Here is a 26,540-nt window from a genome sequence, read left to right as displayed (position 1 = left end):
TTAAAGTAAACCCTTTCCTTTAATAAACGTTATCAATGCTATAAAAATCCGACCTAGTGTCGGATTTTTTTTGTCTTAAAATTTGTTCATAAATAACCTGAACTCGGTTTAAGAGATATTTAACAAATTGAAATATAAGAAAAAATTACTTTTCTAAATCGCTAGCTTGATAGTTTTTCTTAATTCAAGGCAAATTTCGCGTCAATAGCTGGCCTATTGCAAGTAAATTTAACGAAGAAGTTAGGAAAAGTAGCTGCTAGAGAAACATTTGTTAAGCCGAGCTCAGGTTAAATAACCGATGTATTGTGCATATCCGTAAAAAAGCCACGCTAATAACTTTATTAACATGGCTTTTGTTTACTTTAAAGAGTATTAGTTCAATAGCTAAGAGTAGGTTATTTCACTGTAACTCGAGCAAACTTACGTTTACCTACTTGATATACTGCTTCACTACCAGCAATCACTGTTAAGTTACGGTCTGTTATTTTTTCACCGTCAATTTTAGCCGCGCCTTGCTTTATCATTCGAAAGGCGTCAGATGTGCTGGCAACTAACCCAACTTCTTTTAATAGATTAGCAATACCAATTTCACCACCTTCGGCCGTTAAGCTTAACTCAGGCATGTCATCAGGTAATGCGCCTTTTTGGAAGCGATTGATAAATTCATCGTGTGCAGCTTGTGCTGCTGCTTCGTCGTGGAAGCGAGCAATAAGCTCTTTGGCTAAATCAATTTTAACGTCGCGTGGGTTTTTGCCCTCGCTGATTTGTGTCTTGTAGCTCTCAATTTCTTCAAGAGGCTTGAAGCTGAGAAGCTCGTAATAACGCCACATAAGTACGTCAGAAATCGACATTATTTTACCAAACATTTCTGTTGGGCTATCGGTAATGCCAATATAGTTACCTAGTGACTTAGACATTTTTTGTACGCCATCTAAACCTTCTAGTAATGGCATCATTAATACGGTTTGTGGGCGTTGCCCTTCAGATTTTTGTAATTCTCGTCCCATTAACAAGTTAAATTTTTGATCGGTACCGCCAAGCTCTACATCTGACTCAAGCGCAACTGAATCCCAACCTTGTACTAATGGGTACATAAACTCATGAATAGCAATAGCCTGACCGTTAGCGTAACGCTTTTTAAAGTCGTCACGTTCCATCATACGTGCAACAGTTTGGCGAGATGCTAGCTGTAACATACCTGCAGCGCCTAATTTCTCCATCCAAGTAGAGTTAAAGGCAACAGTTGTTTTTTCAGGGTCTAGAATTTTAAAAACTTGTTCTTTGTAGGTTTCAGCATTGGCCAACACATCTTCTTTGGTAAGTGGCTTACGTGTTACATTTTTACCTGTAGGATCGCCAATCATGCCGGTGAAGTCACCAATTAAGAAAATAACTTCATGGCCTTGTAATTGAAATTGACGTAACTTATTAATAAGTACAGTGTGGCCTAAATGTAAGTCTGGAGCCGTAGGATCAAAACCGGCTTTAATTTTTAATGGTTTACCACTTTTTAATTTTTCTAGTAACTCTTCTTCAACTAATATTTCTTCTGCGCCGCGTTTCAGCTCTGCAAACGCTTGATTGACATCTGTCATAATTCAGCTCCACTGGCTATCATTTTGAATTTACTCTAATGCGATAAAAGTAGATTCAAGGTAATAAGTTTATTTTATGCTCGAATTCTACTGCACTTTATTAGTAGGTTAAAACCTTTAAGTGAGTTTTCGTGTATTTATCTTAATAAAACTAATTTTAGGGAAGTGCAGAGAGGTAAATAACTTGTCTTAATAGTGTGGTAAGTAAAATAAAAAAGGCTTGTATAACAGGGTATACAAGCCTTGATTTTGATTCATGTTAAAACAGAATAATTATCTTTATAGCGTAATCTATTCTTTTATGCTCTTAATTTGAATCGGTTAACAAGATTTTTCATTTGATCAGATAACTCATTCATTCTTGATGCTTTTTCTGATGTTTGATTGGTCACATCTAAGATTTCAGATGATGAACCACTTATCGCTACCACATCTCGAGATATCTCGATGGTTGTAGCAGATTGCTCTTCACACGCGGCAGCAATTGAAGTAATCATGGCCTCTATGCTTTGAGTACCTGCCATAATAATATCAAGTGAATCACCAGCTTTATTCGCCAGCTCCACACTTTTGCTCGCTTGATCAATGCCTTGGTCAATACTGGCAATAACGGCGGTAGTATCTGACTGTATTGCGCCAATAGATTTAGCGACCTCCTGTGTTGCTTGGGTTGTTCTTGCTGCCAGTGTTCTAACTTCATCGGCAACAACAGCAAAGCCTCGACCTTGCTCCCCAGCACGCGCTGCTTCTATAGCGGCATTTAAGGCTAATAAGTTAGTTTGTTCAGCAATACCGTTAATAACTTGTATTACATCACCTATTTCGGTGCTACGTGCCCCCAATTTGTTGACCATTTCAGCTGTTGAATTAACGGCTTCTGAAAGTAGGTTAATACCTTGTACCGTTTGTTTAACAACATTGCCGCCTGTTGTTGCTTGTACCCCTGACTCACTTGCACTTGTGGCTGCTGCCGAGCTTTGGCTAGCAACTTCATTTACGGTTGCTGTCATTTCTTCTACTGCTACTGAAATAATACTGGCTTTATGTGCTTGTTCATTACAGCTGTTGGTCATTTCAATAGTAGCGCCAAGAATATCATTACTTGAACTAGCGACAGAATTAGAGACATTATTAATATCTTTAATTAAGTCATTAAGTGATTTAGACATAGTATTCATAGCGACTGCGATGGCACCAATTTCATCACCACTGTCATCAACAATAGGGTCTGCGGTTAAATCTCCTTCACTCACTTTGTTGGCGACATTGAGTACATTATTCAAACGTTTATTGATATTGGTTGCTAAGTAATGAGAAATAGCGACTGCTGCAATGATCGCAATAATAGAGATAATCACTAAGGTTAATAATTGATCGCTGATTGAAACTAGCGCTTCATCAATACCTTTAGTAGCGTCTACTTTTTCTTCGTCAGATGATTTATCGAGTATGTCTTCAACCACATTAAAAAGCTCTCGCTCCATTTTATCTGCAGCTTTTAAAGCTGTGGCTCTAGCAGTAGGATCAAATTTAGCGAAGGCTTCTTCTCCTGCAGCTATTATCTTTTGAGACAGCTGGCCTATTTTTACTAGATTAGCTTGATTTTGTGGGCTTTGCTCTAGTTTTTGTAATTGCGACAAATACTCAGCTAACGATTTTTTATCTTCTTCAAAAGCTGATTTTTTATTTATATCGCCGGCAATAAAACCCGTGAGTGAAGCAATTAGATCTCCTGCTTCATCAATTAACTCTAAATAAAGTACAGCACTAGATAAATCATTTTTCAAAGCTTCTTTTTTTGAAATATCTAATAGCGACTCAAGCTCGCGCACTGACGTTTTTTCAAGTTCTTTTATTAATGTAAACGCCCATCGTTCTGTTTCAGGGTTGTAGCGAGAAAAAACTTCTTCTTTAGATTGCGCTGCAAAGGTATCAACAAGATTTTTAATTTTAGCCATTTTCTCACGATCGGTGGCTTTAGCTGATTCAATCAGCTTTAACTTTTCAAATTGTGTGTTAAATTCGGCGTAACTTTCGTTAAACACCTTTACTTCGTTTACTTCTCCAGTCAAATATTCAAGCATACTCGATTGCATATCACCGACTTCATCGAGTACTTGTAAATATAAAATAACGCCAGGGATATCGTCGCTTTGTACCTCGTCAACTATTTGTTGTATTTTTTGGCTTTTAAGCCAAATTACGGTGGAGGTTGTTAGCATCAATAATATGACTATTGCAAAGCCAGCGTAAAGACGTTGAGAAATAGTTAATTTCATTATTTATTACCTTGTTTAATACGGTTATATTTTTGCACATGAATCTGGTAATCCTTCACTTATCGTCTCCGTTACCTCTTACTTTAGTTAGTATTTCGTATTTTACTAAATTTATATTTGTCTTTTGATGATAAGCTTTTGGCGACATTTGCTATTTTTTTTTGATATAGTGGTTATTTATTAATGTTTTCGCTTTCCATATTTGAGTAGTCCCTTTGAGTAGTTCCTTGAAAAAAATATTAGAAGTTTTCTCTCAGCTTCCTCTGAAGCATCGCATTGTTATTGGCTTTTTTAGTTTGTTATTTTTAGTTTTTTTACTAATGCCCAGTAATAACAGCCAAGATGATGTTACCGACTTAGCTGTCGGTAAACGATATGAAGTTAAAAGTTTTGGTAACAGTATTGAGCATAGCGCCATTGACGATAGCAACCCAAACCCTTCAAATAGCAAGGTAAAAGAGCTGCCCTCTTTAGCGGGTGATAACGATGCAATTGAACGCGGCACATTAGTGAGCGAAGCAACTAAAACCATAAACCCCCCAACACCAAATATGGCAGATGAAGAGCCGCCAGTTGTGGAGTTGAATTGGCAAACAGTAAAAGTTAGAAGTGGTGACTCGTTAGCAAGAATATTTAAACGTTTGGGTTTCAGCGCTCAAACAACCTATGCAGTTAGTACGGCAAAAGGTGAAGACAGTAAATTACTGAAAAAGCTAAATGTTGGCGATGAGTTACGTATTGCAACGAATGATACTAAGCAATTAGCAGCGCTTGAATATCCCTTATCTAAAACTGATACCTTATACATTAATTTAATAGGCGATACTTACCAATCATCTAAAGAAGTCAAAGCGGTAGAAATACGTGAAGCTTTTAGCCATGGTGAAATATCTTCAAGCTTTTGGAATGCAGGGGTGGGTGCAGGCTTAACTGATGCACAAGTGATTAATTTTGCTAACGTCTTTGGTTGGGATATTGATTTCGCACAAGACATTAGGGCTGGTGATAGCTTTAATGTGGTTTATGAGCAGCAATATATTGATGGTGAATACATAGGAACAGGCAATATTTTAGCCGCTGAGTTTGTTAATCAAGGTGAGGTTTTTCAAGCGGTACGCTTTAGTGATAATGAGTATTACACTCCAGATGGCAAAAGTATGCGTAAAGCTTTTTTACGAGCCCCGGTTAATTTTAAATATATTAGTTCAAGCTTTAAACCAAGGCGTTTTCACCCAGTACAAAAACGTTGGAAAGCTCATCGTGGTATAGACTATGCTGCCAAAACTGGCACACCGGTAGTTGCGGCAGGTAATGGTAAAGTGACCCATGCAACTTATAATAAATATAATGGTCATTATGTTTTTATTCAGCATGGTAATGGTATTGTGACTAAATATTTGCATTTTTCTAAACGGGCAGTAAAAAAAGGACAGCGTGTTAAACAAGGAGAAGTGATTGGTTATGTCGGCGCTACTGGTTTGGCGGCAGGGCCTCATTTACATTATGAGTTTTTATTAAATGGTGTGCACCGCAACCCACGTACCGTAAAACTGCCAGATGCTCAGCCAATTGCTAAAAAGTATAAAGCGGAATTTCAACGTATTTCGGCGCTACGTTTACAAGCTTTAGCGGGTGCGAGAAATGCCTTGAAATCTACTCAAAAGACTACAGGTATTGCAAGCAACAATGAGTAAGGTTAAGTATTATATTGGACTAATGTCGGGAACCAGCGCTGATGGGGTTGATCTTGCTTTAGTTGATTTTACGCAAGGTTGCCAAAATTTGATAATCGCTGGCAGTTATTATCAAGCATACACTCCTGATACTGTTGAAAAAATAACGTCACTTTATAACCCTCATAATAATGAAATTGATCGCGCATATAGCTTAGACGTAGAACTCGCTCATATTTTTGGTGATGCGATACGCGCACTGCTATTGCAGGAAAACCTTACAAGTGAAGACATTATTGCCATAGGTAATCACGGGCAAACTATACGTCACCGCCCAGACTTACCTCACTCTTTTACCGTACAAATAGGTTGTAGCCAAACCTTAGCTGTATTAACAGGTATTAAGGTGATTGGACAGTTTCGACGTAAAGATATGGCATTAGGCGGACAAGGCGCGCCTTTAGTACCTGCGTTCCATCAGCATATTTTTTCAGAGCCTAGCCAAGATGTTTTTGTAGTGAATATTGGTGGCATTGCCAATATTACTTTTTTACCTGAGGGTAATAACAAGCAAGTGTTGGGGTTTGATACCGGCCCTGGTAATGCATTATTAGATGATTGGTTTAAAGAAAATCATCTAATAATGGCTGCTTCAACTGATAGTGAACATAAAAGCTATGATGAAAACGGTCATTGGGCATCAACAGGCAGCGTTAACTTGGCATTGCTAAGCCATCTTCTTCAAGACTCTTATTTTGCTTTACCGGCACCGAAAAGTACGGGTCGAGAATATTTCACATTAAATTGGCTTTTTGCACAATTAACTGACTTTTCAATTAAGCAAAACCAAGCTTTAAAGCCTAACGACGTGCAAGCAACACTGGTGGCACTAACGGCTCACTCTATTGCGAACGAAATTATTAAGTTGTCAGCTCAAGGTAAAATTTATCTATGTGGCGGCGGCATTCATAATCGCACTTTGATGCAGCAACTTAAGCAGGCGTTAATTGTTCAAGGGGGGTTAGCGTATGAATTATTATCAACACAAGAACGTAATATTGATGGTGATGTGCTTGAAGCAACGGCTTTTGCATGGCTTGCTTACGCCTATGAGCATAAGCTAATAAGTAGTCTTTCAGCTGTTACTGGAGCTCGGGTCGCTTGTACTCTAGGTGTTGCTTTTTACCCTTAAGTAAGCATAAATATCATCTGGAAAAATCTCTAATCTACTCTATAGTTGGTTGATGGTCGAAATAAAAGCTCAGTGATAATGAACTTAATCGACTTATATCCATCTAACTTAGACAGGGTTGATACTTTTACAGATCACACCTGAAGTATAGGAATACAAACTGGAGGTTTTTATGGAGTTTAAAGATATTCATATAGGTATGAAGTGTGGCAGTAAAAAAGGCAGTGGTACAGTGACTTGGATTGATGGTTCAACCCGCACTATATATATGGCCGACACATGTAACAATAATAATTTTGAAGTGAACTTCAATGAAATTATTGACGATCCACAAGCTCATAATAAAGAAGATGGTTATTACTAGGCGCTAACGAACAATATTAAGTAATTGCGTATAAGTAACGCCTACCCAAATACCGAAAGCCCAGTTATATCGATTATAGCTGGGCTTTTTTATGAATATTGATAGCTTGAGTAATTAACCTGAACTTGGTTTAAGAGATAGCTAACAAGTAGACTTAATATCATTAACGCTTGAATCCTCAATAATGATTTGCCACACTGCCTCGCTTACCCTCAAAAACACCTTAAGGTTCATAAATATGGAATGGTTGTCTATATTGCCACCACTCATTGCAATAATTCTCGTGCTTTGGAAGAGAGAAGTAATACTCGCTTTGCTTGCTGCAGTGTTTACTTCTGAATTTTTACTTGCTTTAGCTGAGCATAATAACGCTGTATTTTATGGGGGTATTGGGCTGATTGAGCGTGTTGTTAGCGTGGTGAGCTCGCCAGGTAATGCTCGTATTCTTATTTTTAGCTTATTAATCGGTGCGTTGTTGGCTTATGTTAGAAACTCCGGTGGTGTTACCGCAACGGTTGAAAAGCTGGTTAATAAAGGTATTGCAAAAAGTAGACGGCAAGTAGGAAGTTTAACCATGTTTACTGGGGTGGTTATTTTTATTGAGTCTAACTTAAGTGTTTTAACAGCAGGCATTTTATCACGCGATTTATTTGATAAATTCAAAATGAGCCGCGCCCGTTTAGCCTTTATTATTGATAGTACTAGTGCACCTGTTTGTATTCTTATTTTACTTAATGGTTGGGGCGCATATATTTTAGCGTTACTGAGCAATTACGATTTAGGTCAATCGTCTGTTTCTATTCTTTGGGGTACAATCGCTTTTAATTTTTATGCCATTATTGCTTTGTTAATGGTGATGTATACGGTGTTTTTTGACAAAGTACATGGACCATTAAGAAAGCTTGAGTTATCTCAACAAAGTATTTCTACATCAACGTCTTATACAAAAACATCAACAGTTAATAATTCAGCATTAACACAAGAAGATAATAACGTATCTCAAAATAGCCATTCGACCAATCAGCCGGCTAATAATGATAACCTTACTGAGTCGATAGTTGCTCCAACTAAAGCACGCTTTATGATTATCCCGTTATTAACTATGGTGTTGTCAATGTTCTTTTTTATGTATTGGACTGGCAATGGTGATATTACGCAGGGTAGCGGTGGTAAATCAGTTTTATATGCCACATGTGTAGCGTTAGTCGTCACCTATTATTTATTGTTTTTTTCAAAACGTTACCGTCACGATGAATTGGTTTCTGTCGGTTTTTCAGGTATTGCCGAGTTACTCCCTTTAGTCACTATTGTGTTGCTTTCACTTACTCTAGGTGCGAGCTTAAAAGACTTAGGTACAGGAATATTTATTTCAGGCGTAGTTGGTGATTACTTACCGTTAGTTTTAGTTGTACCTATGCTGTTTATTGCAGGTGCTGTTATTTCATTTAGTACAGGAACTTCTTGGGGAACTTTTGCTATTTTGATTCCTATTGGTGTGCCATTAATACAAAGTCTAGGCTTACCCCCCTCGTTAGTTATTGCTGCCATTTTAGGTGGTGGTATTTTTGGGGATCATTGTTCGCCTATTTCAGATACCACCTGTGTTTCGGCGATTGTCTCAGGGTGTGATTTACTCGAACATGTTCAAACACAATTGCCGTATGCACTTTTTGGCGGCGCTGTTACTTTGTGTGCTTATATTCTCGCTAGCGTCGTTATGCTATAAAAATAAAGAGGCAAAAATGAAACAAACTATCACTAGTCAAACTAGTTATACGAGAGGTAATACCGTCAGACACCATAACTCGCCAGTTAATTTAAAAGGGTTAATAACTTCGATGTTATTGAGTGCTAGTGCAGTATTATTGCCGCTCAGTAGTCATGCTACGTCAGTTAATAGTGAGTCACATCAAGCGAGTGATAATATTATCGCAATTGCCATTCATGGTGGTGCCGGTACGATAGAAAAATCACTATTCACTCCAGAAAAAGAGGCGAAGTACCGCGCTAAGTTATCTGAAGCGCTTGAAGCGGGCTATCAAGTTTTAGATATGGGAGGCTCAAGTTTAGATGCGGTAACCGCTGCTATTAATATTTTGGAAAACTCACCACTATTTAACGCAGGTAAGGGCGCTGTTTATACACACGATGAAACACATGAGCTTGATGCGTCTATTATGGATGGAAAAAATCGTCAAGCAGGTGCTGTTGCTGGCGTTAAGCATATTGAAAACCCTATTAACTTAGCGCGTTTGGTGATGGATGAATCGGTACATGTGATGTTGAGTGGCGCTGGCGCAGAAGAATTTGCACAAAGCAAAGGGGTTAAGTTAATCGATAATAGTATTTTTGATACTGCTAATCGCCTAGAGGCGCTTCATAAGGCCAAAGCGAAAATGAAAAAGTCGATGCAAACGAGCAAAGACTATCAAGCCGCACATTTTGCGTTAGATACACAATATAAGGTAGGTACAGTTGGTGCTGTTGCACTTGATAAATCAGGCAATATAGCGGCTGGAACCTCAACGGGTGGTATGACGAATAAACGCTTTGGGCGTATTGGTGACTCCCCCGTGATTGGCGCAGGGACCTTTGCCGATAATAACTCTTGTGCGGTGTCTGCTACTGGCCATGGAGAATACTTTATTCGTTATAATGTTGCTGCGGATATTTGTGCACGAGTGCAATATCAAGGTAAAAGTATTGAGCAAGCTGGCAATGAGGTTATTCATGATGTACTCATGCCTGTAGGCGGTACTGGCGGGGTCATTATTATTGATACCCAAGGTAATATGAGCCTACCATTTAATACCAAAGGTATGTATCGAGCGAGTAAGTCCTCACAACAAAAAAGTCATATTGCAATTTTTAAAGACGACATAGCAGAATAAGGAAAGTTTAGGTCGCTTTTAATAGCATTAGTTGATCTAGATCAACTAATGCTATTAAAAGCGACCTTTTGTGATTATAATGCGGGCCTTTAATTTAGTAGTACAGGAATTAACCATGTCAGATCATGAAGACTTTAAAGATACCACGTCAGCAGTTAACATTTTAACCCTTACTGCAGTAATAATATGTGTTCCTTTATTACCTATGCTTATGGGTTGGTACTCGTTATTACGCTAGGTTTATCCTCTTTGGTAAACACGATTCTGGCTATTAAATCGTAATAGCCAGTAACTCCTTTCTAATGCACCTCTTCCCCTATAAATTTACTTCATTTTCGTGAAACTTCTATTCATTTAACCTAACTTTGTAGCTTCTTGGCTTCCTTTACTTATTCTACTCAGCTCTTCGTTGGTATAAGTATAACCATCGTTTATAATGTGTATATACGCCTCTAATAATAGTTTTCAACAATGATAAAATTGAGAGATTTAGAATATTTAAGTGCGATAGACGAGCATAAGCATTTTGGCCAAGCTGCCCAAGCATGCTTTGTTAGCCAGCCAACGCTAAGTGGTCAGCTGATGAAGCTAGAGCAGCAGTTAGGTTTGCAATTAGTTGAACGACATCGTCGTAATGTGATGTTAACACCTGCGGGAGAGCAGTTAGTAAAAGATGCGCATAAAGTGTTACAAGCGGCTAATGATTTTGAACGTTCAGCAAAAGCACTATTAGATCCCTTTGCTGGTGATTTACACGTTGGGTTAATTCCCACTTTAGCTCCTTATTTATTACCTCACATAATGTCTGGTCTCAATAAAACACTGCCAAACATTAAGTTTTATCTACACGAAAACCAAACTAAGGTGTTACTTGAGCAATTAGATCAAGGTAAGCTTGATGTATTAGTTTTACCCTACTTAAGTGAAATGGAAAAATTTGATGCTTATGATTTATTTGATGAGCCACTTATATTAGCGACACCGAAAAACCATCGCTTAGTTGGTAAAAAACAGCTCGAACTTAATGACTTACATGGTGAAAAAATCCTAACCTTAGCCGATGGTCACTGTTTAAAAGATCAAGCGATGGGTTATTGCTTTGCCGCGGGTGCCAATGAAGATACCAGCTTTCAGGCTACCAGCTTAGAAACCTTACGTTACATGGTTGGTAGTGGCATGGGAATTACCTTATTACCTGCCTTAGCCGCCTATGGTCATGCTCACGATGAAAGTATTCACTATGGTGAATTCAAATCACCAGCACCAATTCGCGGAATATCATTACTCGTTCGTCCAAATTATTCTCGTATGGTTTGTGTCAGAAAAATTGTTGCAAGTATTAGAGACTCTCTCAACGATGTGGTTAATTAATAGCCTTTGTACGTTAATGTTTATAGAGGGTTTTGAACAAAAGTGTCAAAACCTTTTACATTCCTTAAATAAAAACCACGAAATCAATATGCAAGTTCTTGTTAAGAAGTATTAATTTATTGTTGGCATTTATTTTGCTTTCTTTTTAGTTGGCGAAATAATTCGATATATTCTACCTCCGTATTACAAAGGAATAACAGAAATGAAGAAGTTTATCTTAGGTGCACTGACCTTACTATTAACATTAAATGCCAGCGCGACTGTAATCAGTATCTATGAGTCTAACTCAGCATTAAACAGCATTGCACAATCTCAAGCTGTTATTAATAACGCAGCGGCAGCAGATACTACATTAACGAGTAATAATATTTTCTTTAGTGATTCAGGTCACCATGGTGCATCTGCCTTTCAAGGCGGACACAATAGTACTTTTGTATTAACCGCTACAGGCATGATCGATACGTCATTGTACTCTGCATTAAAGTTTTTTCATGATGATGGCATTGACGTTAGCTTAGGTGGTAACAGCTTATATACTTATAATGCTAATACTGCACTTAGAAATAGTGGTTGGAAAACTTTCGCTGATACCGGCATGACTACATTTGATTTATTATTCTGGGAAAACGGTGGTGCTGCCTCAATCTTAGTTTATGGTCAACTTAGAGCTAACCAAACGAGTGAAGTAGCAAACTTTGCAACGATAGGTTCACAGTCATCAGTAACTGTAGCCGTTCCAGAGCCTACAACGCTTGCTATTTTAGGCTTAGGCTTATTAGGTTTAGTGTCTCGTAAAGTAAAAAAATAAACATAAATTAGTTTTTATTTTATGACGAAAGCCATCAATTGTTATGATTGATGGCTTTTTTGTTTGTGCCATTGAGCTAAATAGAGTGGGTTATTGCTGTTTCAGTTTTTGGTCAAAAATATTCTTAAATCTTTTTATCCTCTCCTTGATAGCTTTTATCTATCACATTTATAATTACTATCGATTATACTAATCTTTAGTGAGGCTTTATTATTCTCCTGTCTTCAACGAAACGCATTATTAAACGTTTCAACTAACCAGACTCGTTACTTTTAGAAAGCGAGTAAATTATTAAACGACAGGAGTTCACATGAACCAATCAATTATTAATACAAAGTTATTACCTTTCAACGCAACAGCTTTTCATAACGGTGAGTTTGTTGAAGTAAGTGAAAAAGATGTTGCTGATAAATGGTCAGTATTTTTCTTCTACCCTGCAGATTTTACCTTTGTATGTCCAACAGAATTAGGTGATATGGCAGACCACTACGCTGAGTTACAGCAAATGGGCGTTGAGGTGTACTCAGTATCAACTGACACTCACTTTACTCACAAAGCATGGCATGACGCGTCAGATACAATTAATAAAATTAACTACCCAATGATTGGTGACCCAACAGGTAAAATTACCCGTAACTTTGGTGTCATGATTGAAGAAGATGGTTTAGCACTTCGAGGCACGTTTGTTGTAAACCCTGAAGGCGAAATCAAAATTGCTGAAGTACATGATTTAGGTATTGGTCGTAGCGCTGCTGAATTATTACGCAAAATTAAAGCTGCGCAATATGTAGCAGAGCACGATGGCGAAGTTTGTCCTGCAGCATGGCAACCAGGTGGTGAAACATTGGCTCCATCACTTGACCTAGTAGGTAAAATTTAAGCTTTGAGTGGCTAAGTTTTTATAAAGCGTTTCTATGCACCTACTTTTGTTGTTCGGAATTACATAGAGAGTCTATGTAATTCCTCCCCTCAAGTAGGCAGCATATACTTCGGTTTTAAGTGAAAAATTTACTTAGAAAAAATTAGCAGGGGGAAACCTTAGCTAATTATTCTTCCCATATACCCTTTTATTTTCCATATCTGCGATTTTTCCAGCATCAGTAGAGGTATTTATGTTAGACACAACATTACAAGCACAGTTAAAAAGTTATTTAGAGAATTTAAAAACACCCGTTGAGTTGATCACCTTTACTGATGACAGCTTGAAAGGAAAAGAGTTAACGGCATTGGTTAACCAAATAGCGAGTTTGTCATCACTCATTACTGTTACTCAGGGAACAGATATTAACGAAAGAGTGCCATCTATGTTGGTGCGTAGTGCAGCAACCGACAGCGAAATACGCTTTGCGGGTATTCCTATGGGGCACGAGTTTACCTCTCTGGTAATGGCATTGCTACATAGCGGCTCGCACCCAATGAAATTGGGTGATGAAGTTATTGAACAAGTACGGAACCTTGAAGGCAATTACCAATTTGAGACCTATATTTCACTGAGCTGTCAAAACTGCCCCGAGGTAGTACAAGCATTAAATATGATGGCGGCCATTAACCCACAGATAAAGCATGTCATGGTTGATGGTGCACTTTTTCAAACAGAAGTATTTGACCGTGATGTCATGGCCGTACCAACCGTTTACCTTAATGGTGAGTCGTTTAGTCAAGGTAGAATATCATTAACTGAAATTCTGAATAAAGTCGATAAAAGTGCTGGTGTGCGCCAAGCACAACAACTTGCCAAAAAAGATAATTTTGATTTTCTCGTTGTTGGTGGTGGACCCGCTGGCGCAGCAGCTGCAATATATGCAGCCCGTAAAGGCATTAGTACGGGTTTAGTGGCTGATCGTTTTGGTGGTCAAGTCGCTGATACCATGGCCATAGAGAACTTTATTTCAGTAAAAGCAACAGAGGGCCCTAAGTTAGTTGCTAATTTAGAAGAGCATGTTCGTGATTATGATGTTGATATTATGAACAACAACAAAGCCAGTAATGTAAAGCGCAACGAGACGACCGGCATGGTTGATGTCACACTAGAAAATGGCGCCGTGCTGAGCAGCAAGTCGGTGGTGCTAGCTACAGGCGCACGTTGGAGAGAGATGAATGTACCGGGTGAAAATGAATATCGCGGTAAAGGTGTCGCTTATTGTCCGCACTGTGATGGCCCGTTATTTAAAGGTAAACCCGTTGCGGTTATTGGCGGCGGTAATTCTGGCATTGAGGCAGCGATTGATTTAGCTGGTATTGTTGAGCACGTAACTGTTTTAGAATTTGCTGATACTTTGCGTGCAGATGAAGTGTTATTACGCAAAGCCAACTCATTAAATAACATTACCATCATTAAAAATGCGCAAACAACAGAAGTGATTGGAAATGGTAAACGTGTTACCAGTTTACGTTACACCGACCGTATTACGGGTGAAAGTCATAATGTTGATTTGGCAGGAATTTTTGTACAAATAGGGTTAATGCCTAACAGTGAATTTTTACAAGGTGATATTGAGTTAACTAATCGTGGCGAAATTATGGTGAATAACCGCGGTGAAACCTCAGTACCTGGTGTGTTTGCTGCTGGTGATGTAACCGATAGTCCCTATAAGCAAATTATTATAGCAATGGGTAGTGGTGCTAATGCCGCATTGGGCGCTTTTGATTACCTTATTCGTCAAGATAGTTAATTGAAGTTCAAGCGAGTTATTGATGAAATTAAAGGCCACAATATTGTGGCCTTTTTTAGTAAAATTAAGAGACAATACTTTGTAAACACTGTTTTAACTCTTTCAAGTTAATTGGTTTAGATAAGTGATGATTGAAGCCTATATTCATCGCTTTCTCTTTATTACGAGTGTCGACATCTGCTGTTAAGGCAATAATTGGCAGGTTATCATATTTACTCATTGTTCTAATGATGGTTGTTGCTTCATAACCGTCTAAAACGGGCATTTGACAATCCATAAGTATGGCGTCAAATGAACCTTGTTCGAGGGCATTTATTGCAAGCTGACCATTTTCAACTACCGTATTTTTAATTTCTAATTTATCCAAAATCGTGGTGATCAACTTTTGATTAATACGGTTGTCTTCTGCGACTAAAATAGTTAAATCACTTAGAGATTTAGTGTTAACCGCTACTTCAGATTCAGCAGTCACGATATTTTCATGGTTTGATTCACTCAACTCTGCATGATTAACACTCTCCTTTTCAAGCGCCATCTCTTTTAAGAAACTGCTAACATCAGGTGCTGAAATGGTGCGATCTTCAGCTAAAGCGAGTTTACAAGTAAAGGTAAAAGTTGAGCCTTTACCTTCAACACTGCTAATGGTGATATCACCATCCATTAAGTGGCTCAGCTTTTGTGCAATTGTTAACCCTAGCCCGGTGCCACCAAAATCACGAGAGGTAGAGCTGTCTGCTTGGGTAAAAGGTTGAAACAGTTTACTAATGCTCTCGGCAGAAATACCTATGCCGGTATCGCTAACTTGTAAACAAAGGTGCGCTCTGTTATCAACAATTTCAACCAAATCTGCGGTTAGTGACACGCTACCTGACTTGGTAAACTTCATAGCATTGCCACATAAGTTCATTAATATTTGCTCTATACGTGTTTGATCGCCTTTAAAGTATAAATGTTTAGGAATATTATCTGTTAAATCCCATTTTATCTCATTATTAACGCTATCCACCTCAAAAACATTAAAGATACGAGTTAGCACTAAATGCAAGTTGAACACTTCATCAGTTAAGGTTATTTTTGAGGACTCTATTTTAGAAATATCTAGAATATTATTGACTATATGTAGCAGTAAATCGGACGAAACATCAATATGTTTTAAGTAGCCCTTAATTTCTTGCATATCATCAGATGATTTAGCGAGTTGCGCAAAACCAATGACTGAATTCATTGGTGTTCTAATTTCATGGCTCATATTCGCCAAAAACTGGCTTTTAGCTTGGTTAGCATAATTAGCCTCACTAACCGCTTGCTTTAATGATACCGTCCGCTCTTTTACTAAGTTATTTAATATCATTTGGCGATTGTGCATTAATAAAAGTGACGTTACGATAATTGCGACAATAATCACGAGTAATACGAAAAATATAATGAAGTCATTATGTTGCCGCTTTATTGATTGATCTCTATTCACTTTTAAATGTATGTGCCAAGGCTGGCCATTAACATCAAATATATGGCTGTAATCATCAGAGCCTGCTTGTATTTCAGCTGATGGTTTTGTAATTGTGCTAAAGAAAGGTTGTTGCTTACCCTCTTCGTAAACTTCATAAAAGAAGAGTTTCTGCTGAGCTTGGGTCATGGCTGAGGTTATGACATTTTCAGCAAGAAAAACACCAGTAACAAACCCTTGGAGTTTTTTTAAGGCTTTATTTTGCGAGTTTCCTTCATGTTCAAATACAGGGAAAAACAATAAAAACCCCGGTTCTTTTTGGTTTGACTGTACTAGTTGAATAATATTGGTCGCTTTAGGTTGATAATTCTCCATGGTTTGATTGAGTGTTTGCTTTCTTTCAGGATTCGAGTAAACGTTGAAGCCAATGGCCTCACTATTACTTTGCTCTGGGCTTATCCATTTTACATAAACTAATGGGTCTCCAGTTACTAGAGCATTTCCTCTTATTGGTATTGCTTGTTGGTACTCTTGAGCTAAAGCTTGTTGATGAGCCTCTCTCTCTGTCACTTCTATATAAGGGTTCCATGAAAGTGCTTTCAATGTGCTCGAGTCATCTGTTAATTGCTGCGCTTTTTTATGAAAGCTCAGTCTGTCTGCATTCGGTGTATTTTGGATAAAATGCGCTAATGAGCGTAATGATTGTATATTGCTTGAAATTTGTCGATAAATACCATTTTCAATGATATTGACTTCTCTCTTAACCATTTCAGCAGAGGTTATATTACTGTCTTTAATAAAAAAATTGGCTAATACCAGAACAATAATGAAAAGTGTACTGATACAAAACAGCAGAACGGAACGTGATTTACGTTGATCTTCGGTCAGTGGAGCATGGTGAATAAACGATAGTATAAATGGGCAAGCGAACAATACACCTAATGAGTCACCTAACCACCAAAAAACCATATTAAGTTGATAGTTGTCTAAGTTGTAATTTGGATTGAATATACTAAGAGAGTAAACACCAATATTGGCTGAGATGAGGTTGACCGCAATCCCGATAATTAGGACATAATATATTGTACTGCGGTTATCAGACTGACTTAGTGGGCTGCCGAGCCAATAACGTAATAATGCTGAGCCTACGATAGCCTGTAAGGTCGCGCCTAAGGAAATTACTAAATTTTGCAGACCAATGGTAGATAAAATCTGATTTAATTCAAAGTTGGGGGTTACGGTACAATTAAAAATAAATGATGCAAGCAATACCGCAGGAAAGAAGCGCCACCAATACAAGTAGCAACCAACTAAGGCGATACCTGCTGGTAACCAAATTGGGACTATTTGGCTTTGAAACGATATAGAAGAAAGGAAGTTACCTGAAACAACGTAGCTAAAAAATAACAGTAGATAGAGAGCCCAGCTGGCTTTAGGAATAGAATTTATTGGCACGATAATCCTTTATTCACTTGTTAATAAGAGTCCACTTAAGATAACTATAATCTAAAAGAATACATTTACAACCAAAGGCTTAATTAATAAAAGCTAAGTTTTGGGTGATAAGCATGTTTAAGGTTAATTATTTCAACAATAACTGTGGAAACTTACTTATAATGAGCAGGCTATTGTAAGTAAGTTTATTATTTCGTGTTAAAGGTTTTTCGTTGGTGTATTAAGCGTTAATGCGCTATTGCCATGTAAATTCAATAAAATTATTTGATTATTTTCTTGCCACTAAATGTACCGTACTTGTGGCGCGCTCTAAAAAAGCCCCTTCACAATAACCTAAATAATATAGCCATAAGCGTTTGAACTCTTCATCATAGCCATATTCGGTCAGCTCAGGCCAAGCATTGAGAAATGCATTACGCCAATCTGCTAATGTTTTTGCGTAATCTAAACCAATATCATGTAATGACTCAGTCACCAATGATGTGTGTGTGGTTAAATGCTGCGACAACACATTAATTGATGGCAAAAAGCCGCCTGGAAAAATATACCGTTGAATAAAATCGACATTTTTTTTGTAATAATCGAAACGTTGATCTGCGATGGTAATTGATTGTATTAGCAATTTACCACCGTTTTTTAATCGGTCGTTACATTGACGAAAAAAGCTTGGTAAGTATTCAAAGCCAACCGCTTCAATCATTTCTATTGAGACTACTTTGTCAAATTCGCCAGTTAATTCACGGTAATCTTTTTTCAATAATGTGATGAGGTGACCTAAACCTAATGCCTCAACACGGTTATTGGCATAGTCATATTGAGCATCAGAGATGGTGGTTGTGGTTACCTTACAACCGTAATTTTTAGCTGCGTAAATAGCTAGGCCGCCCCAGCCGGTGCCAATTTCAAGTAAGTGATCATCACTGTTAAGTTCTAGCCGTTGGCAAATAGTGTCTAATTTATGTAATTGCGCTTGGGCTAAAGTTGCATCTTCATTAGGATAAATAGCCGATGAGTACATCATTTCAGGATCTAAAAAACGTGTGTAGAGCTCGTTACCTAAATCATAATGCGCCAGAATATTACGTTTTGAACCGCTTTGACTATTACGGTTTTGCCAATGAATAAAGCCATTTTTTATTTTGTTGAGCCATGACTTTTTATCTTCTAAGGAGTCAGTTTGTTGTTGCGCTTTTGCAAAAACTCGAATAACCGCAGTGAGATCAGGGCTAGACCATTTACCAGCAATAAATGCTTCTGCAGCACCAATACTGCCACCTTTAACAAAGTCTTTATATAAACTAACATCATGCACAACAAACTTTGCTTTGATACCACTGTCGTTAGGCTGTTTTGGGAAGGTGTAATGCTGATGACCTTCAATAATTTCAAGCTCACCGTAAGTTAGCTTTGATAGCACAGAAAATACTAAAGAACGACATTTTTTATCTATCCAATTAGTGGTTAAATTAACATTCATTGCCGTGATATTCTCCATGACATACTCCTGATTTTTTTGATATTAATAAGTTGCTGTTGTGAGCTTAAAGCGATATTAGCTAGCTTTTTGATAGCCTAAAAAAGGAACACGCTTAATAAATAATTTGAGTGCTTGCCAGTATATTCCGCTGATTATTTTGATAGTCATTACCGGTAACGCTAAAAAAACACGACGTAAATTTTGTTTATTTAAACGTTGCTTCTTCATTGCCATGGTGACATCAAAGACCTTTTCACTGTTATCTTCGTTGTGAGTATGGCGCTTATTTTCTATATTAATTAATAAGTTGTTATGAGTTGGTGTCGGAGCTTTAACGCGCCAGTGATAGTACATGTTTAAATCCATAAAAGGTGATACCTGAAATACTTTTTTATTGGCTATTTCTTTATCAATATTAACTAAATAGTAGTGACGTTCGTTCCAAGGCGTATTACTGACCTCAACTAACATTTGGCTACAATGATCGTTTTTGTTATAGCAAAAATAAAAATTTGCCGGGCTAAAATAAATGCCGAAACAACGAACTTGTACTAGCATGGTAATACGTTCAATCTCACTAATATCACCGTTAAGCGCTGCTACTTTATCGGTTATACGTGCTTTAAGGCTACCGGGTTCACTTCTAAGATAATCTTTTTCAACAAAACGTAATAAATTGAACCAACGATAACCAAATAATGCACTGGGCTTAATGCCTTGAGTAACTTCATCGACATCAAGCGCTAGCATATATAAGTGGTAGCTAAAACTGTGCGCTTTAGGGCTGAAACGGCGATGGCGTATCTGCCCAAGGTAAATGTTACTTTTTAATGGTGGCGTCGACATGGCTTATTCTTGTGAGGCAGGTTGCTGCGCTAAATAACAGTCAAATCGTTTTGCTACTTCAACAGCGCTTCTTACGCCATCTTCGTGAAAGCCATTATGCCAATAGGCGCCAGCAAAATGAGTATTTTGTTTACCACAAATACGGTGGCGCTGTTTTTGGGCTTTGATTGATTCAATTGAAAATATGGGATGGTGATAAGTAAACTCACGTAAAATTTTACTCGGTGCGATTGCTTCTTTTTGATTTAAAGTCACACAAAAAGTATGTTCGCTTGTTAGCCCTTGTAAAATATTCATATTGTAAGTAACACTGGCCGCTTTATCACGATTGTTGCTTAATTGGTAGTTCCAGCTAGCCCATGCTTTTTCTCGAACGGGTAGCAGCTTTTTATCGGTGTGTAATACCACTGAATTTTCACTATATGGCATGGCCGACAGTATTTCTGTTTCATCAGCACTTGCGTCATTGAGTAATGCTAAAGCTTGATCAGAATGACATGCAATCACCACGTCATCAAACTCTTGGCTATTTGCATCAGTAAAGTGGATTTGTACTTTACTTTGTTCACGAGTGATAGCGCTAATGTTTGCATTAACGTGAATATTATCCGCGAATGGGGCACATAAAGGAGCTAGGTAGCTACGAGATCCTTTTGGTATTACATACCACTGTGGTCTATCGGCAATATTAAGTAACCCGTGATTGTGAAAAAACTGTACAAAAAAATGAAATTGGAAGTTTTCCATTTGGGCTAAGGAACTCGACCAAATAGCAGCACCCATGGGTAAAATGTAATGTTCACTGAAAAAACGACTAAAGTTATGCTGTATTAAAAAGTCACCTAACGTATAGGTTTCAAGCGCACTGCTCAGTTGTGCTTCTTGTTTACATAGTTTATTAAAGCGAAGAATTTCTTTGATTAATAACCAAAAACTTGGTCTAAATAGGTTACGTCGCTGCGCAAAAAGTGTATTTAAATTATGGCCATTATATTCAAGCCCTGTTTGACAGTTATGCACTGAAAAGCTCATTTCAGTTTCTTGTTTACTTACGCCTATCTCTGCCAGCAATGCTAAGTAGTTAGGGTAGGTTTTATCGTTAAAAACAATAAAACCAGTATCAATAGCATAAGATTTTCCATCAAGTTCAACGTCTACAGTGGCTGTATGCCCACCTATTTCGGCACTTTTTTCAAAGACTGTAACATGATGTTTTTTTGATAATAAATAAGCGGCAGTTAATCCTGAGATACCTGAACCTATAATGGCAATGTTTTTCATAAATTAAGTCCTTAAGCGCTACGCTTTTTTATTAGTTGTTGCCATATAGCGGCAGGTAAAAAAGCGAAAATTTTCAAGAGAAGGGTTAATCGCTTAGGAAAATGAAGATAGTTTTTTCTTGCTTTTACGCCATTAAAAATACGTAATGCCGCTTCATTGCTACTTAATAGAAATGGCATATTGAAATCATTTTTGTCGGTTAACGGTGTTTTAATAAAGCCAGGGTGCACTAAAGTTGTATCAATCCCCTGAGGCTGTAAATCAAGTCTAATGCTATTGGCGAGATAATCGACCCCCGCTTTTGATGCTCCATAGGCTTCAGAGCGAGGAAAAGGTAAAATTGTAGCGCTAGAGCTGACAAAAACAACTTGCCCGCCTTGTGGTACTTTCGGTAAAAAATACTGTAGCAAATACCCAAGAGACGATAAATTAGTATTTATAACGTGGTTAAACAGTTTGCCGTCAAAGTTTTTTGCATCATCAATATAACGACAATCACCGGCATTTAATATTAAGATATCAATAGCTTCAATGGTATTAATTGCGGTGGCAGCATCACTAATTTGCTCTGAGTTAGTTACGTCAAATGCTAAGGTAATTAACGTTGGGTATACTTTTTTAAATGCGTCTAATTTTAGCGTGTTACGACCACAGGCAATAACTTGATAACCAGCTCGAGCATATTGGTGTAATAATGATTCTCCAATACCTGAGGTTGCGCCAGTGATCAAAACGGTTTTAGTGAAAGGCATTATTTTGCTGCCCTCGCTTTTATCCATTGCGTAACTTTACCTAGTAGTGGTAAATGCTCGTATAGCATCTCGCCTAAGTCTAAGTAATCGCGATGATAAATGATTTTATCGGCTGTGCTTTTTATATGCGAATGACCGTCAACCATAATAACATTTCCTTTATTGAGTTTGGGATGACAATAGCGCATACACCAATAAATAGCCGCTTCGTTTTCTTGCACAATAACATGGTTAATTGTAAATTCGCATGAGAACACATTCTCATATAACCCTTTAAAATATTGACATAAATCATCAAGGCCTTGGATCTCGTGCATAGGATCAATAAAGTGAATATCTTGATGGTAAATTGTTTTCAAGAGTGCGAGGTTATCAGTAGAAAGCTGCTGGTACACCGCCATAAATTGAGTTAGCCATAATGGCTTTGCGGTATTTTTTTTCTCTGTGCATATTGTTGACTCGGGTAAATTATTCATAGCGGCTTTAATCACCTTGGCTGAGTTGTATCATGTACTTTATTTATAAAAATCTAAGGCAGCTAAACGTGCTGCTTTATGCTCAACAATGGCTGGCCAATATCTACTCTCGTCTTCAATAAGTAAACTATTATTGGCTAAATAAGTATGCGGAAAATGAATATGTTTAGTAGGCACTTTGTTAAGCTCTGGCAAATACATACGTATGAAGTCGCCGTTAGGATCAAAACGCTCACTCTGTCGAATAGGATTAAATATTCTAAAATAAGGCTGGGCATCACAACCTGTGCTCGCCGCCCATTGCCAACCACCATTGTTAGCCGCTAAATCTCCATCGATTAAGTTTTCCATAAAGTACTTTTCACCCCAGCGCCAATCAATTAGCAGGTGCTTAGTGAGAAAACTTGCGACTACCATGCGTAGTCGGTTGTGCATCCATCCGGTTTTATTAAGCTGTCGCATTGCAGCGTCAACTAAAGGGTAACCTGTTTTACCAAGACACCAAGCCTTGAATAGTTCAGGGTTGTTGGGCCAACGTACGCTTTGGTATTTTTCATTAAAGCACTGGTGCTTACATAAGCGCGGTTGATGAAACAGTAAGTGACGGTAGAACTCACGCCATATGAGTTCATTGAGCCAAGTAAAGTGCTCAGTATCGGTGGCGGTTAAAATATCTGGAAATTGATTAATCAATAAGGTTAATAAATAGCGAGGACTAACAGCACCGATGGCTAAGTAGGGTGATAGCCCAGAGGTCCCTTTAATACTGGGAATATCTCGCTGGCTATTGTATGAGTGCACTTTTTCATTTAAGAAAGTTGGAATGACCTGACGTTCAATGGTATTTATTAAAGGCCATTGCGCACTTGGGCTTGTAGCTTCTTCAACAGGACTTTGGCTTATAGTCTTTTTTGTAGTTGATGGCTTATTTGGGGTCGCTTTTCCTAAATACTCAAAGCCATAATCTTTTACATGGTTTAACCAAGCGCGTTTAAATGGGGTGAATACTTTATACATTTCTCCCGTTTTTGTTAACACTGCTCCTTTAGGTACAATAACATCCGCTTCAAAGAGCGTTAACGGAATACCAAGCTGTAAGCATTTTTCATCGCGGATTTTCTCGTTATATTCCACTTCACTATTTGCGACTACTTCAGTAATGTTGTACTCAGTACAATAGCGCTGTAAAAAGTTAGCTTGTTCATCAAAACTATCAAGGTCAACGAGTAATAACTCAATATTAAGTAAAGCGAGCTCATCACTAAGTAGCGTTAAATGTCGTTTAATGAGATCTATTTTTATCGTTGACCAATCGTGTAGTCGCCATTGTTTTTCACTGACAAAAAAAACCGCCTTGCTGATTTCATTGTCACGTTGTTGTGAAATAAAATAATGCAAAGCGGGATTGTCATGTGTTCTTATGTCATTTCTAAACCACAGTAACACAATGTTTCCTTTTTGAATTTTGCTCTCAATTTAAAGTAGCTATTGAGCTTGAAGTAATAATGTTACTTAATAACCGTAACGTAATTTAAGTTGCTCAGGGTACGGGTTAAGGTAAGCCTGTTTTGCTAAATAATCATTTGGGTGCTCTAACAAATAATGATTTATTAAAGTTAGCGGTACCATTAACGGCATTAACCCTTTGCGATATGTATCAATATGACCACAGAGCTCTTTGCGTTGCATAGGGCTAAGATATTTTGAAAAATAACCCTGAATGTGCGCTAAAGTGTTAGCGTGTTTTTTCCGTGTCGCTTTAATGGCTAATGCTGTCATTAACCCTTTTATATAGGTATCAGCCATTTCTTCTACTGGTAAGTCGGCACGCGCTAACAAACGGCCTAATTCCTTATAAGCCACTAAATCATGACTCATTACCGTGTACTTATATTGACTGTGAAAGTCCATTAGTTTGTGCTTGGTTATGCCTGATTCAACCAATGCTTGCCAATGTCGGTAGGTATAAACACGGGCAACAAAGTTTTCTTTTAGTGGAGCATCATTTAAGCGACCATTTTCTTCACAGGGTAATAAAGGGTTGGCTTTCATTATTTCATTGGCGAAAACACCAATACCACCAGCCACTAAAGGGTTGCCTTCTGGCGTATACACTTTGACACGTTCCATGCCACAGCTTGGGCTTTTTGCGCAAAAAATATAACCACTTAAATTTTTAGAAATTTCAGCGACTTTTTTACCATAAGCTTGTAATGCTTGTGCAACATCACCAGTACCGTCAGGACGAGAAACTTTTAATATATCGCCATCTTTAATTTGGCGAATCGTTGGCCTTGGTGTAGGCAAGCCAACCGCTACCTCTGGGCAATAACTTTTGTAGGTAACATGTTGTCCGAACTCATGAATGCAAAAATTGGAAGGTTTGCTGCCGCCATCAAAGCGAACATTTTCACCGATTAAACAGGCACTCACACCAATAACAATGTCTTCTTTCTCAAATGCTGTATGCATAGTTTTTACCTAATAAATGAATGTGCCAATAGGATTCAGTAACTTGTTAATGCCCTGGGTAAAATGTAATGGCGCGTTAGCTACGGTGTAACATAAGCAGCCTTTTTCTGATACCGGGTGATGTTGGTGATTGCCATCAAGCATTATAAAGTCACCAGCGACGTACTCACCTTGTACATCACTAAAAGAGCCTGCTAATAAAAGCGTTAACTCAAAACCATTATGCGTATGTTCAGGCACTGAACCACCTGGGTCAATATGTAATAAACTGGTACGGATATTACCTTCATCTAGTTGTAGTCGAGTTCGCGTTAGTTTTCCAATATGAGCAGGCTTTCCTTGCTCTATGTTGTTTAACGCGCGAGGCAGTTTATATTCGTTATTTCTAAAGGTTATTGATTTTTCGGGAGTTACTTTGGTTGTAGCGATATCGTTTGTTGCGGTAATGCTATCAATCATTTGATCAAAATCAGCCAGTTCAAGTAAATCTTGAGCATCGTCAACAATAAACTTATCAAGAAACTCTTGCTCAAAATTCAGCTCAGCGACTTGCTCGGTTAATTGAGTGATATGTTGTTGGCAAATAGGACACATATCAGCGTGTATCGCAATACCAGCAGCAAGAGAAGCGGGAAGATCACCATTAACAAAGTTTTGTAATAATTCAAATGTTGGATGATGTTTAATCATGACTTTCTCCTAGCTGTATTTTGAGCTTCGCTAGCGCTAAACGTAAGCGAGATTTCACCGTACCTAAAGGTAATTTTAAATGGCTGGCAAGTTGCTCTTGCGACATCTCCATAAAATAAAACCCTTTAACGACTTGTTTCTGGTTTTCAGGTAATTCTTCAATAACGGCAAGTAGTTGCTTATTCTCTAAGTGGTCGGTAAAAGCCTCTTCTTCACTACTTTGGCTTTCAACGAGTGGCCAAATATCTTCACTGAGGTTGTCTTCTTTGTTTGATTGCACTTTACGTAACATATCAAAAGTCACATTACGCATTATGGTATAAACCCATGTGGTGGCAGCACCTTTATCTGCGTTAAATAAATGTGCTTTTTTCCAAACATTACTCATGGTTTCTTGTACGACTTCGCTAGCTTGCGCGTCAGTGTTTACTTTGTTTTTGGCTATTCGCTGAATTTTAGGTGCAAAAAAGCGAAATAGGTGAGTAAACGCTACTTTGTCACGAGATCGAGCGACAGCTTCAAGCCATTGGCAAAGCTCAGTATGTTGTATGTCATTTTGCATACTGTTAGGTGTAACACCTGTTGATTGGCTTGGCAACCTTGTTTGTGCAACTTGCATAATGCCTACCTGTTAATAACCGTTAGTAGCTTATACGTAGGCCTTTTATTTTGGGATCACAAAAAGGTTAATTTTTTTAAATGTTATATTAATTAACCTGAACTCGGTTTAAGAGATATTTAACAAATTGAAATATAAGAAAAAATTACTTTTCTGGGTCTCTAGCCTGATAGTTTTTCT

At 38.0% G+C, this 26,540-nt stretch carries 22 protein-coding genes; 10 read left to right on the top strand and 12 right to left on the bottom strand.

The genetic code is table 11. The features are described 5' to 3' along the window. Positions 1-395 precede the first annotated feature (395 nt). Positions 396-1,595, bottom strand: a complete 1,200-nt coding sequence (gene tyrS, locus KO495_RS07930) for a tyrosine--tRNA ligase (RefSeq protein WP_215979870.1) — start codon at positions 1,593-1,595, stop codon at positions 396-398. A gap of 299 nt (positions 1,596-1,894) precedes the next feature. After that, complete coding sequence (locus tag KO495_RS07925; RefSeq protein ID WP_215979869.1) at positions 1,895-3,874, bottom strand: methyl-accepting chemotaxis protein; 1,980 nt, start codon at positions 3,872-3,874, stop codon at positions 1,895-1,897. 227 nt (positions 3,875-4,101) lie between these two features. On the opposite strand from KO495_RS07925, the gene KO495_RS07920 reads away from it, so the two are divergent. The 10 genes from KO495_RS07920 to ahpF all read left to right on the top strand — a co-directional run bounded on the left by KO495_RS07920 (position 4,102) and on the right by ahpF (position 14,845). Beyond that, positions 4,102-5,568: a peptidoglycan DD-metalloendopeptidase family protein gene (locus tag KO495_RS07920; protein ID WP_252738869.1), complete on the top strand. Its 1,467-nt coding sequence runs from the start codon at positions 4,102-4,104 to the stop codon at positions 5,566-5,568. Then, positions 5,561-6,739 carry an anhydro-N-acetylmuramic acid kinase gene (locus KO495_RS07915; protein WP_215979868.1) on the top strand — a complete coding sequence of 393 codons (1,179 nt, stop codon included), beginning with the start codon at positions 5,561-5,563 and terminating at the stop codon, positions 6,737-6,739. Before KO495_RS07920 ends, KO495_RS07915 begins: the two co-directional genes overlap by 8 nt. Before the next feature lie 172 nt (positions 6,740-6,911). Next, positions 6,912-7,103: a hypothetical protein gene (locus tag KO495_RS07910; protein ID WP_215979867.1), complete on the top strand. Its 192-nt coding sequence runs from the start codon at positions 6,912-6,914 to the stop codon at positions 7,101-7,103. Between the two features lie 238 nt (positions 7,104-7,341). Continuing rightward, positions 7,342-8,829, top strand: a complete 1,488-nt coding sequence (locus tag KO495_RS07905; RefSeq protein WP_215979866.1) for a Na+/H+ antiporter NhaC family protein — start codon at positions 7,342-7,344, stop codon at positions 8,827-8,829. Positions 8,830-8,941: 112 nt separating this feature from the next. Beyond that, a complete protein-coding gene (locus KO495_RS07900) occupies positions 8,942-9,994 on the top strand; it encodes an isoaspartyl peptidase/L-asparaginase (protein WP_215979872.1) in 1,053 nt (350 codons plus the stop codon). A 115-nt stretch (positions 9,995-10,109) separates the two neighbouring features. Next, entirely contained in the window at positions 10,110-10,232 is a 123-nt protein-coding gene (locus KO495_RS17660) for a hypothetical protein (protein ID WP_289847612.1), read from the top strand. Between the two features lie 233 nt (positions 10,233-10,465). Beyond that, positions 10,466-11,365: a DNA-binding transcriptional regulator OxyR gene (gene oxyR, locus KO495_RS07895; RefSeq protein ID WP_215979865.1), complete on the top strand. Its 900-nt coding sequence runs from the start codon at positions 10,466-10,468 to the stop codon at positions 11,363-11,365. 202 nt (positions 11,366-11,567) lie between these two features. After that, complete coding sequence (locus KO495_RS07890; RefSeq protein ID WP_215979864.1) at positions 11,568-12,173, top strand: PEP-CTERM sorting domain-containing protein; 606 nt, start codon at positions 11,568-11,570, stop codon at positions 12,171-12,173. Between the two features lie 310 nt (positions 12,174-12,483). Further along, on the top strand, positions 12,484-13,053 hold the full coding sequence (ahpC, locus tag KO495_RS07885) for an alkyl hydroperoxide reductase subunit C (RefSeq protein WP_215979863.1): 570 nt from the start codon (positions 12,484-12,486) through the stop codon (positions 13,051-13,053). A gap of 232 nt (positions 13,054-13,285) precedes the next feature. Further along, positions 13,286-14,845 (top strand): alkyl hydroperoxide reductase subunit F, encoded by a 1,560-nt coding sequence (gene ahpF, locus KO495_RS07880; RefSeq protein ID WP_215979862.1) that lies wholly within the window; start codon positions 13,286-13,288, stop codon positions 14,843-14,845. A gap of 64 nt (positions 14,846-14,909) precedes the next feature. Here ahpF and KO495_RS07875 read toward each other — a convergent pair whose 3' ends face one another. From KO495_RS07875 to KO495_RS07830, 10 genes are all read right to left on the bottom strand, one after another. After that, positions 14,910-17,747, bottom strand: a complete 2,838-nt coding sequence (locus tag KO495_RS07875) for a CHASE domain-containing protein (RefSeq protein ID WP_215979861.1) — start codon at positions 17,745-17,747, stop codon at positions 14,910-14,912. A 268-nt stretch (positions 17,748-18,015) separates the two neighbouring features. Further along, positions 18,016-19,242, bottom strand: a complete 1,227-nt coding sequence (locus tag KO495_RS07870; RefSeq protein ID WP_215979860.1) for a cyclopropane-fatty-acyl-phospholipid synthase family protein — start codon at positions 19,240-19,242, stop codon at positions 18,016-18,018. Positions 19,243-19,299: 57 nt separating this feature from the next. Further along, positions 19,300-20,070 carry a DUF1365 domain-containing protein gene (locus KO495_RS07865; protein WP_215979859.1) on the bottom strand — a complete coding sequence of 257 codons (771 nt, stop codon included), beginning with the start codon at positions 20,068-20,070 and terminating at the stop codon, positions 19,300-19,302. A gap of 3 nt (positions 20,071-20,073) precedes the next feature. Beyond that, positions 20,074-21,351 carry an FAD-dependent oxidoreductase gene (locus KO495_RS07860; RefSeq protein WP_215979858.1) on the bottom strand — a complete coding sequence of 426 codons (1,278 nt, stop codon included), beginning with the start codon at positions 21,349-21,351 and terminating at the stop codon, positions 20,074-20,076. An 11-nt stretch (positions 21,352-21,362) separates the two neighbouring features. Further along, a complete protein-coding gene (locus KO495_RS07855) occupies positions 21,363-22,130 on the bottom strand; it encodes an SDR family NAD(P)-dependent oxidoreductase (RefSeq protein ID WP_252738868.1) in 768 nt (255 codons plus the stop codon). Beyond that, a complete protein-coding gene (locus tag KO495_RS07850) occupies positions 22,103-22,579 on the bottom strand; it encodes a nuclear transport factor 2 family protein (RefSeq protein WP_215979857.1) in 477 nt (158 codons plus the stop codon). Before KO495_RS07850 ends, KO495_RS07855 begins: the two co-directional genes overlap by 28 nt. Before the next feature lie 39 nt (positions 22,580-22,618). Then, positions 22,619-24,025 (bottom strand): deoxyribodipyrimidine photo-lyase, encoded by a 1,407-nt coding sequence (gene phrB / locus KO495_RS07845; RefSeq protein ID WP_215979856.1) that lies wholly within the window; start codon positions 24,023-24,025, stop codon positions 22,619-22,621. A gap of 66 nt (positions 24,026-24,091) precedes the next feature. After that, entirely contained in the window at positions 24,092-25,051 is a 960-nt protein-coding gene (locus tag KO495_RS07840) for a DUF523 and DUF1722 domain-containing protein (protein WP_215979855.1), read from the bottom strand. Positions 25,052-25,060: 9 nt separating this feature from the next. Next, entirely contained in the window at positions 25,061-25,741 is a 681-nt protein-coding gene (locus tag KO495_RS07835) for a ChrR family anti-sigma-E factor (protein ID WP_215979854.1), read from the bottom strand. Beyond that, positions 25,734-26,360, bottom strand: coding sequence for a sigma-70 family RNA polymerase sigma factor (locus KO495_RS07830; protein WP_215979853.1), 627 nt, complete (start codon positions 26,358-26,360; stop codon positions 25,734-25,736). Before KO495_RS07830 ends, KO495_RS07835 begins: the two co-directional genes overlap by 8 nt. Positions 26,361-26,540: the final 180 nt, after the last annotated feature.

Source organism: Colwellia sp. D2M02, assembly GCF_018860755.1.
Classification (GTDB): Bacteria; Pseudomonadota; Gammaproteobacteria; order Enterobacterales; family Alteromonadaceae; genus Colwellia; species Colwellia asteriadis.
Note: the sequence above shows the minus strand (reverse complement) of the source record. Positions and strands in the feature narration are given on the sequence as shown.

Bases quoted from the DNA above. Each gene is read 5' to 3' on its own strand.
- tyrS (WP_215979870.1), bottom strand. From the start codon at position 1,595: ATGACAGATGTCAATCAAGCGTTTGCAGAGCTGAAACGCGGCGCAGAA.
- KO495_RS07925 (WP_215979869.1), bottom strand. From the start codon at position 3,874: ATGAAATTAACTATTTCTCAACGTCTTTACGCTGGCTTTGCAATAGTC.
- KO495_RS07915 (WP_215979868.1), top strand. From the start codon at position 5,561: ATGAGTAAGGTTAAGTATTATATTGGACTAATGTCGGGAACCAGCGCT.
- KO495_RS07910 (WP_215979867.1), top strand. From the start codon at position 6,912: ATGGAGTTTAAAGATATTCATATAGGTATGAAGTGTGGCAGTAAAAAA.
- KO495_RS07905 (WP_215979866.1), top strand. From the start codon at position 7,342: ATGGAATGGTTGTCTATATTGCCACCACTCATTGCAATAATTCTCGTG.
- KO495_RS07900 (WP_215979872.1), top strand. From the start codon at position 8,942: ATGTTATTGAGTGCTAGTGCAGTATTATTGCCGCTCAGTAGTCATGCT.
- KO495_RS17660 (WP_289847612.1), top strand. From the start codon at position 10,110: ATGTCAGATCATGAAGACTTTAAAGATACCACGTCAGCAGTTAACATT.
- oxyR (WP_215979865.1), top strand. From the start codon at position 10,466: ATGATAAAATTGAGAGATTTAGAATATTTAAGTGCGATAGACGAGCAT.
- KO495_RS07890 (WP_215979864.1), top strand. From the start codon at position 11,568: ATGAAGAAGTTTATCTTAGGTGCACTGACCTTACTATTAACATTAAAT.
- ahpC (WP_215979863.1), top strand. From the start codon at position 12,484: ATGAACCAATCAATTATTAATACAAAGTTATTACCTTTCAACGCAACA.
- ahpF (WP_215979862.1), top strand. From the start codon at position 13,286: ATGTTAGACACAACATTACAAGCACAGTTAAAAAGTTATTTAGAGAAT.
- KO495_RS07870 (WP_215979860.1), bottom strand. From the start codon at position 19,242: ATGGAGAATATCACGGCAATGAATGTTAATTTAACCACTAATTGGATA.
- KO495_RS07865 (WP_215979859.1), bottom strand. From the start codon at position 20,070: ATGTCGACGCCACCATTAAAAAGTAACATTTACCTTGGGCAGATACGC.
- KO495_RS07860 (WP_215979858.1), bottom strand. From the start codon at position 21,351: ATGAAAAACATTGCCATTATAGGTTCAGGTATCTCAGGATTAACTGCC.
- KO495_RS07855 (WP_252738868.1), bottom strand. From the start codon at position 22,130: ATGGATAAAAGCGAGGGCAGCAAAATAATGCCTTTCACTAAAACCGTT.
- KO495_RS07850 (WP_215979857.1), bottom strand. From the start codon at position 22,579: ATGAATAATTTACCCGAGTCAACAATATGCACAGAGAAAAAAAATACC.
- KO495_RS07840 (WP_215979855.1), bottom strand. From the start codon at position 25,051: ATGCATACAGCATTTGAGAAAGAAGACATTGTTATTGGTGTGAGTGCC.
- KO495_RS07835 (WP_215979854.1), bottom strand. From the start codon at position 25,741: ATGATTAAACATCATCCAACATTTGAATTATTACAAAACTTTGTTAAT.
- KO495_RS07830 (WP_215979853.1), bottom strand. From the start codon at position 26,360: ATGCAAGTTGCACAAACAAGGTTGCCAAGCCAATCAACAGGTGTTACA.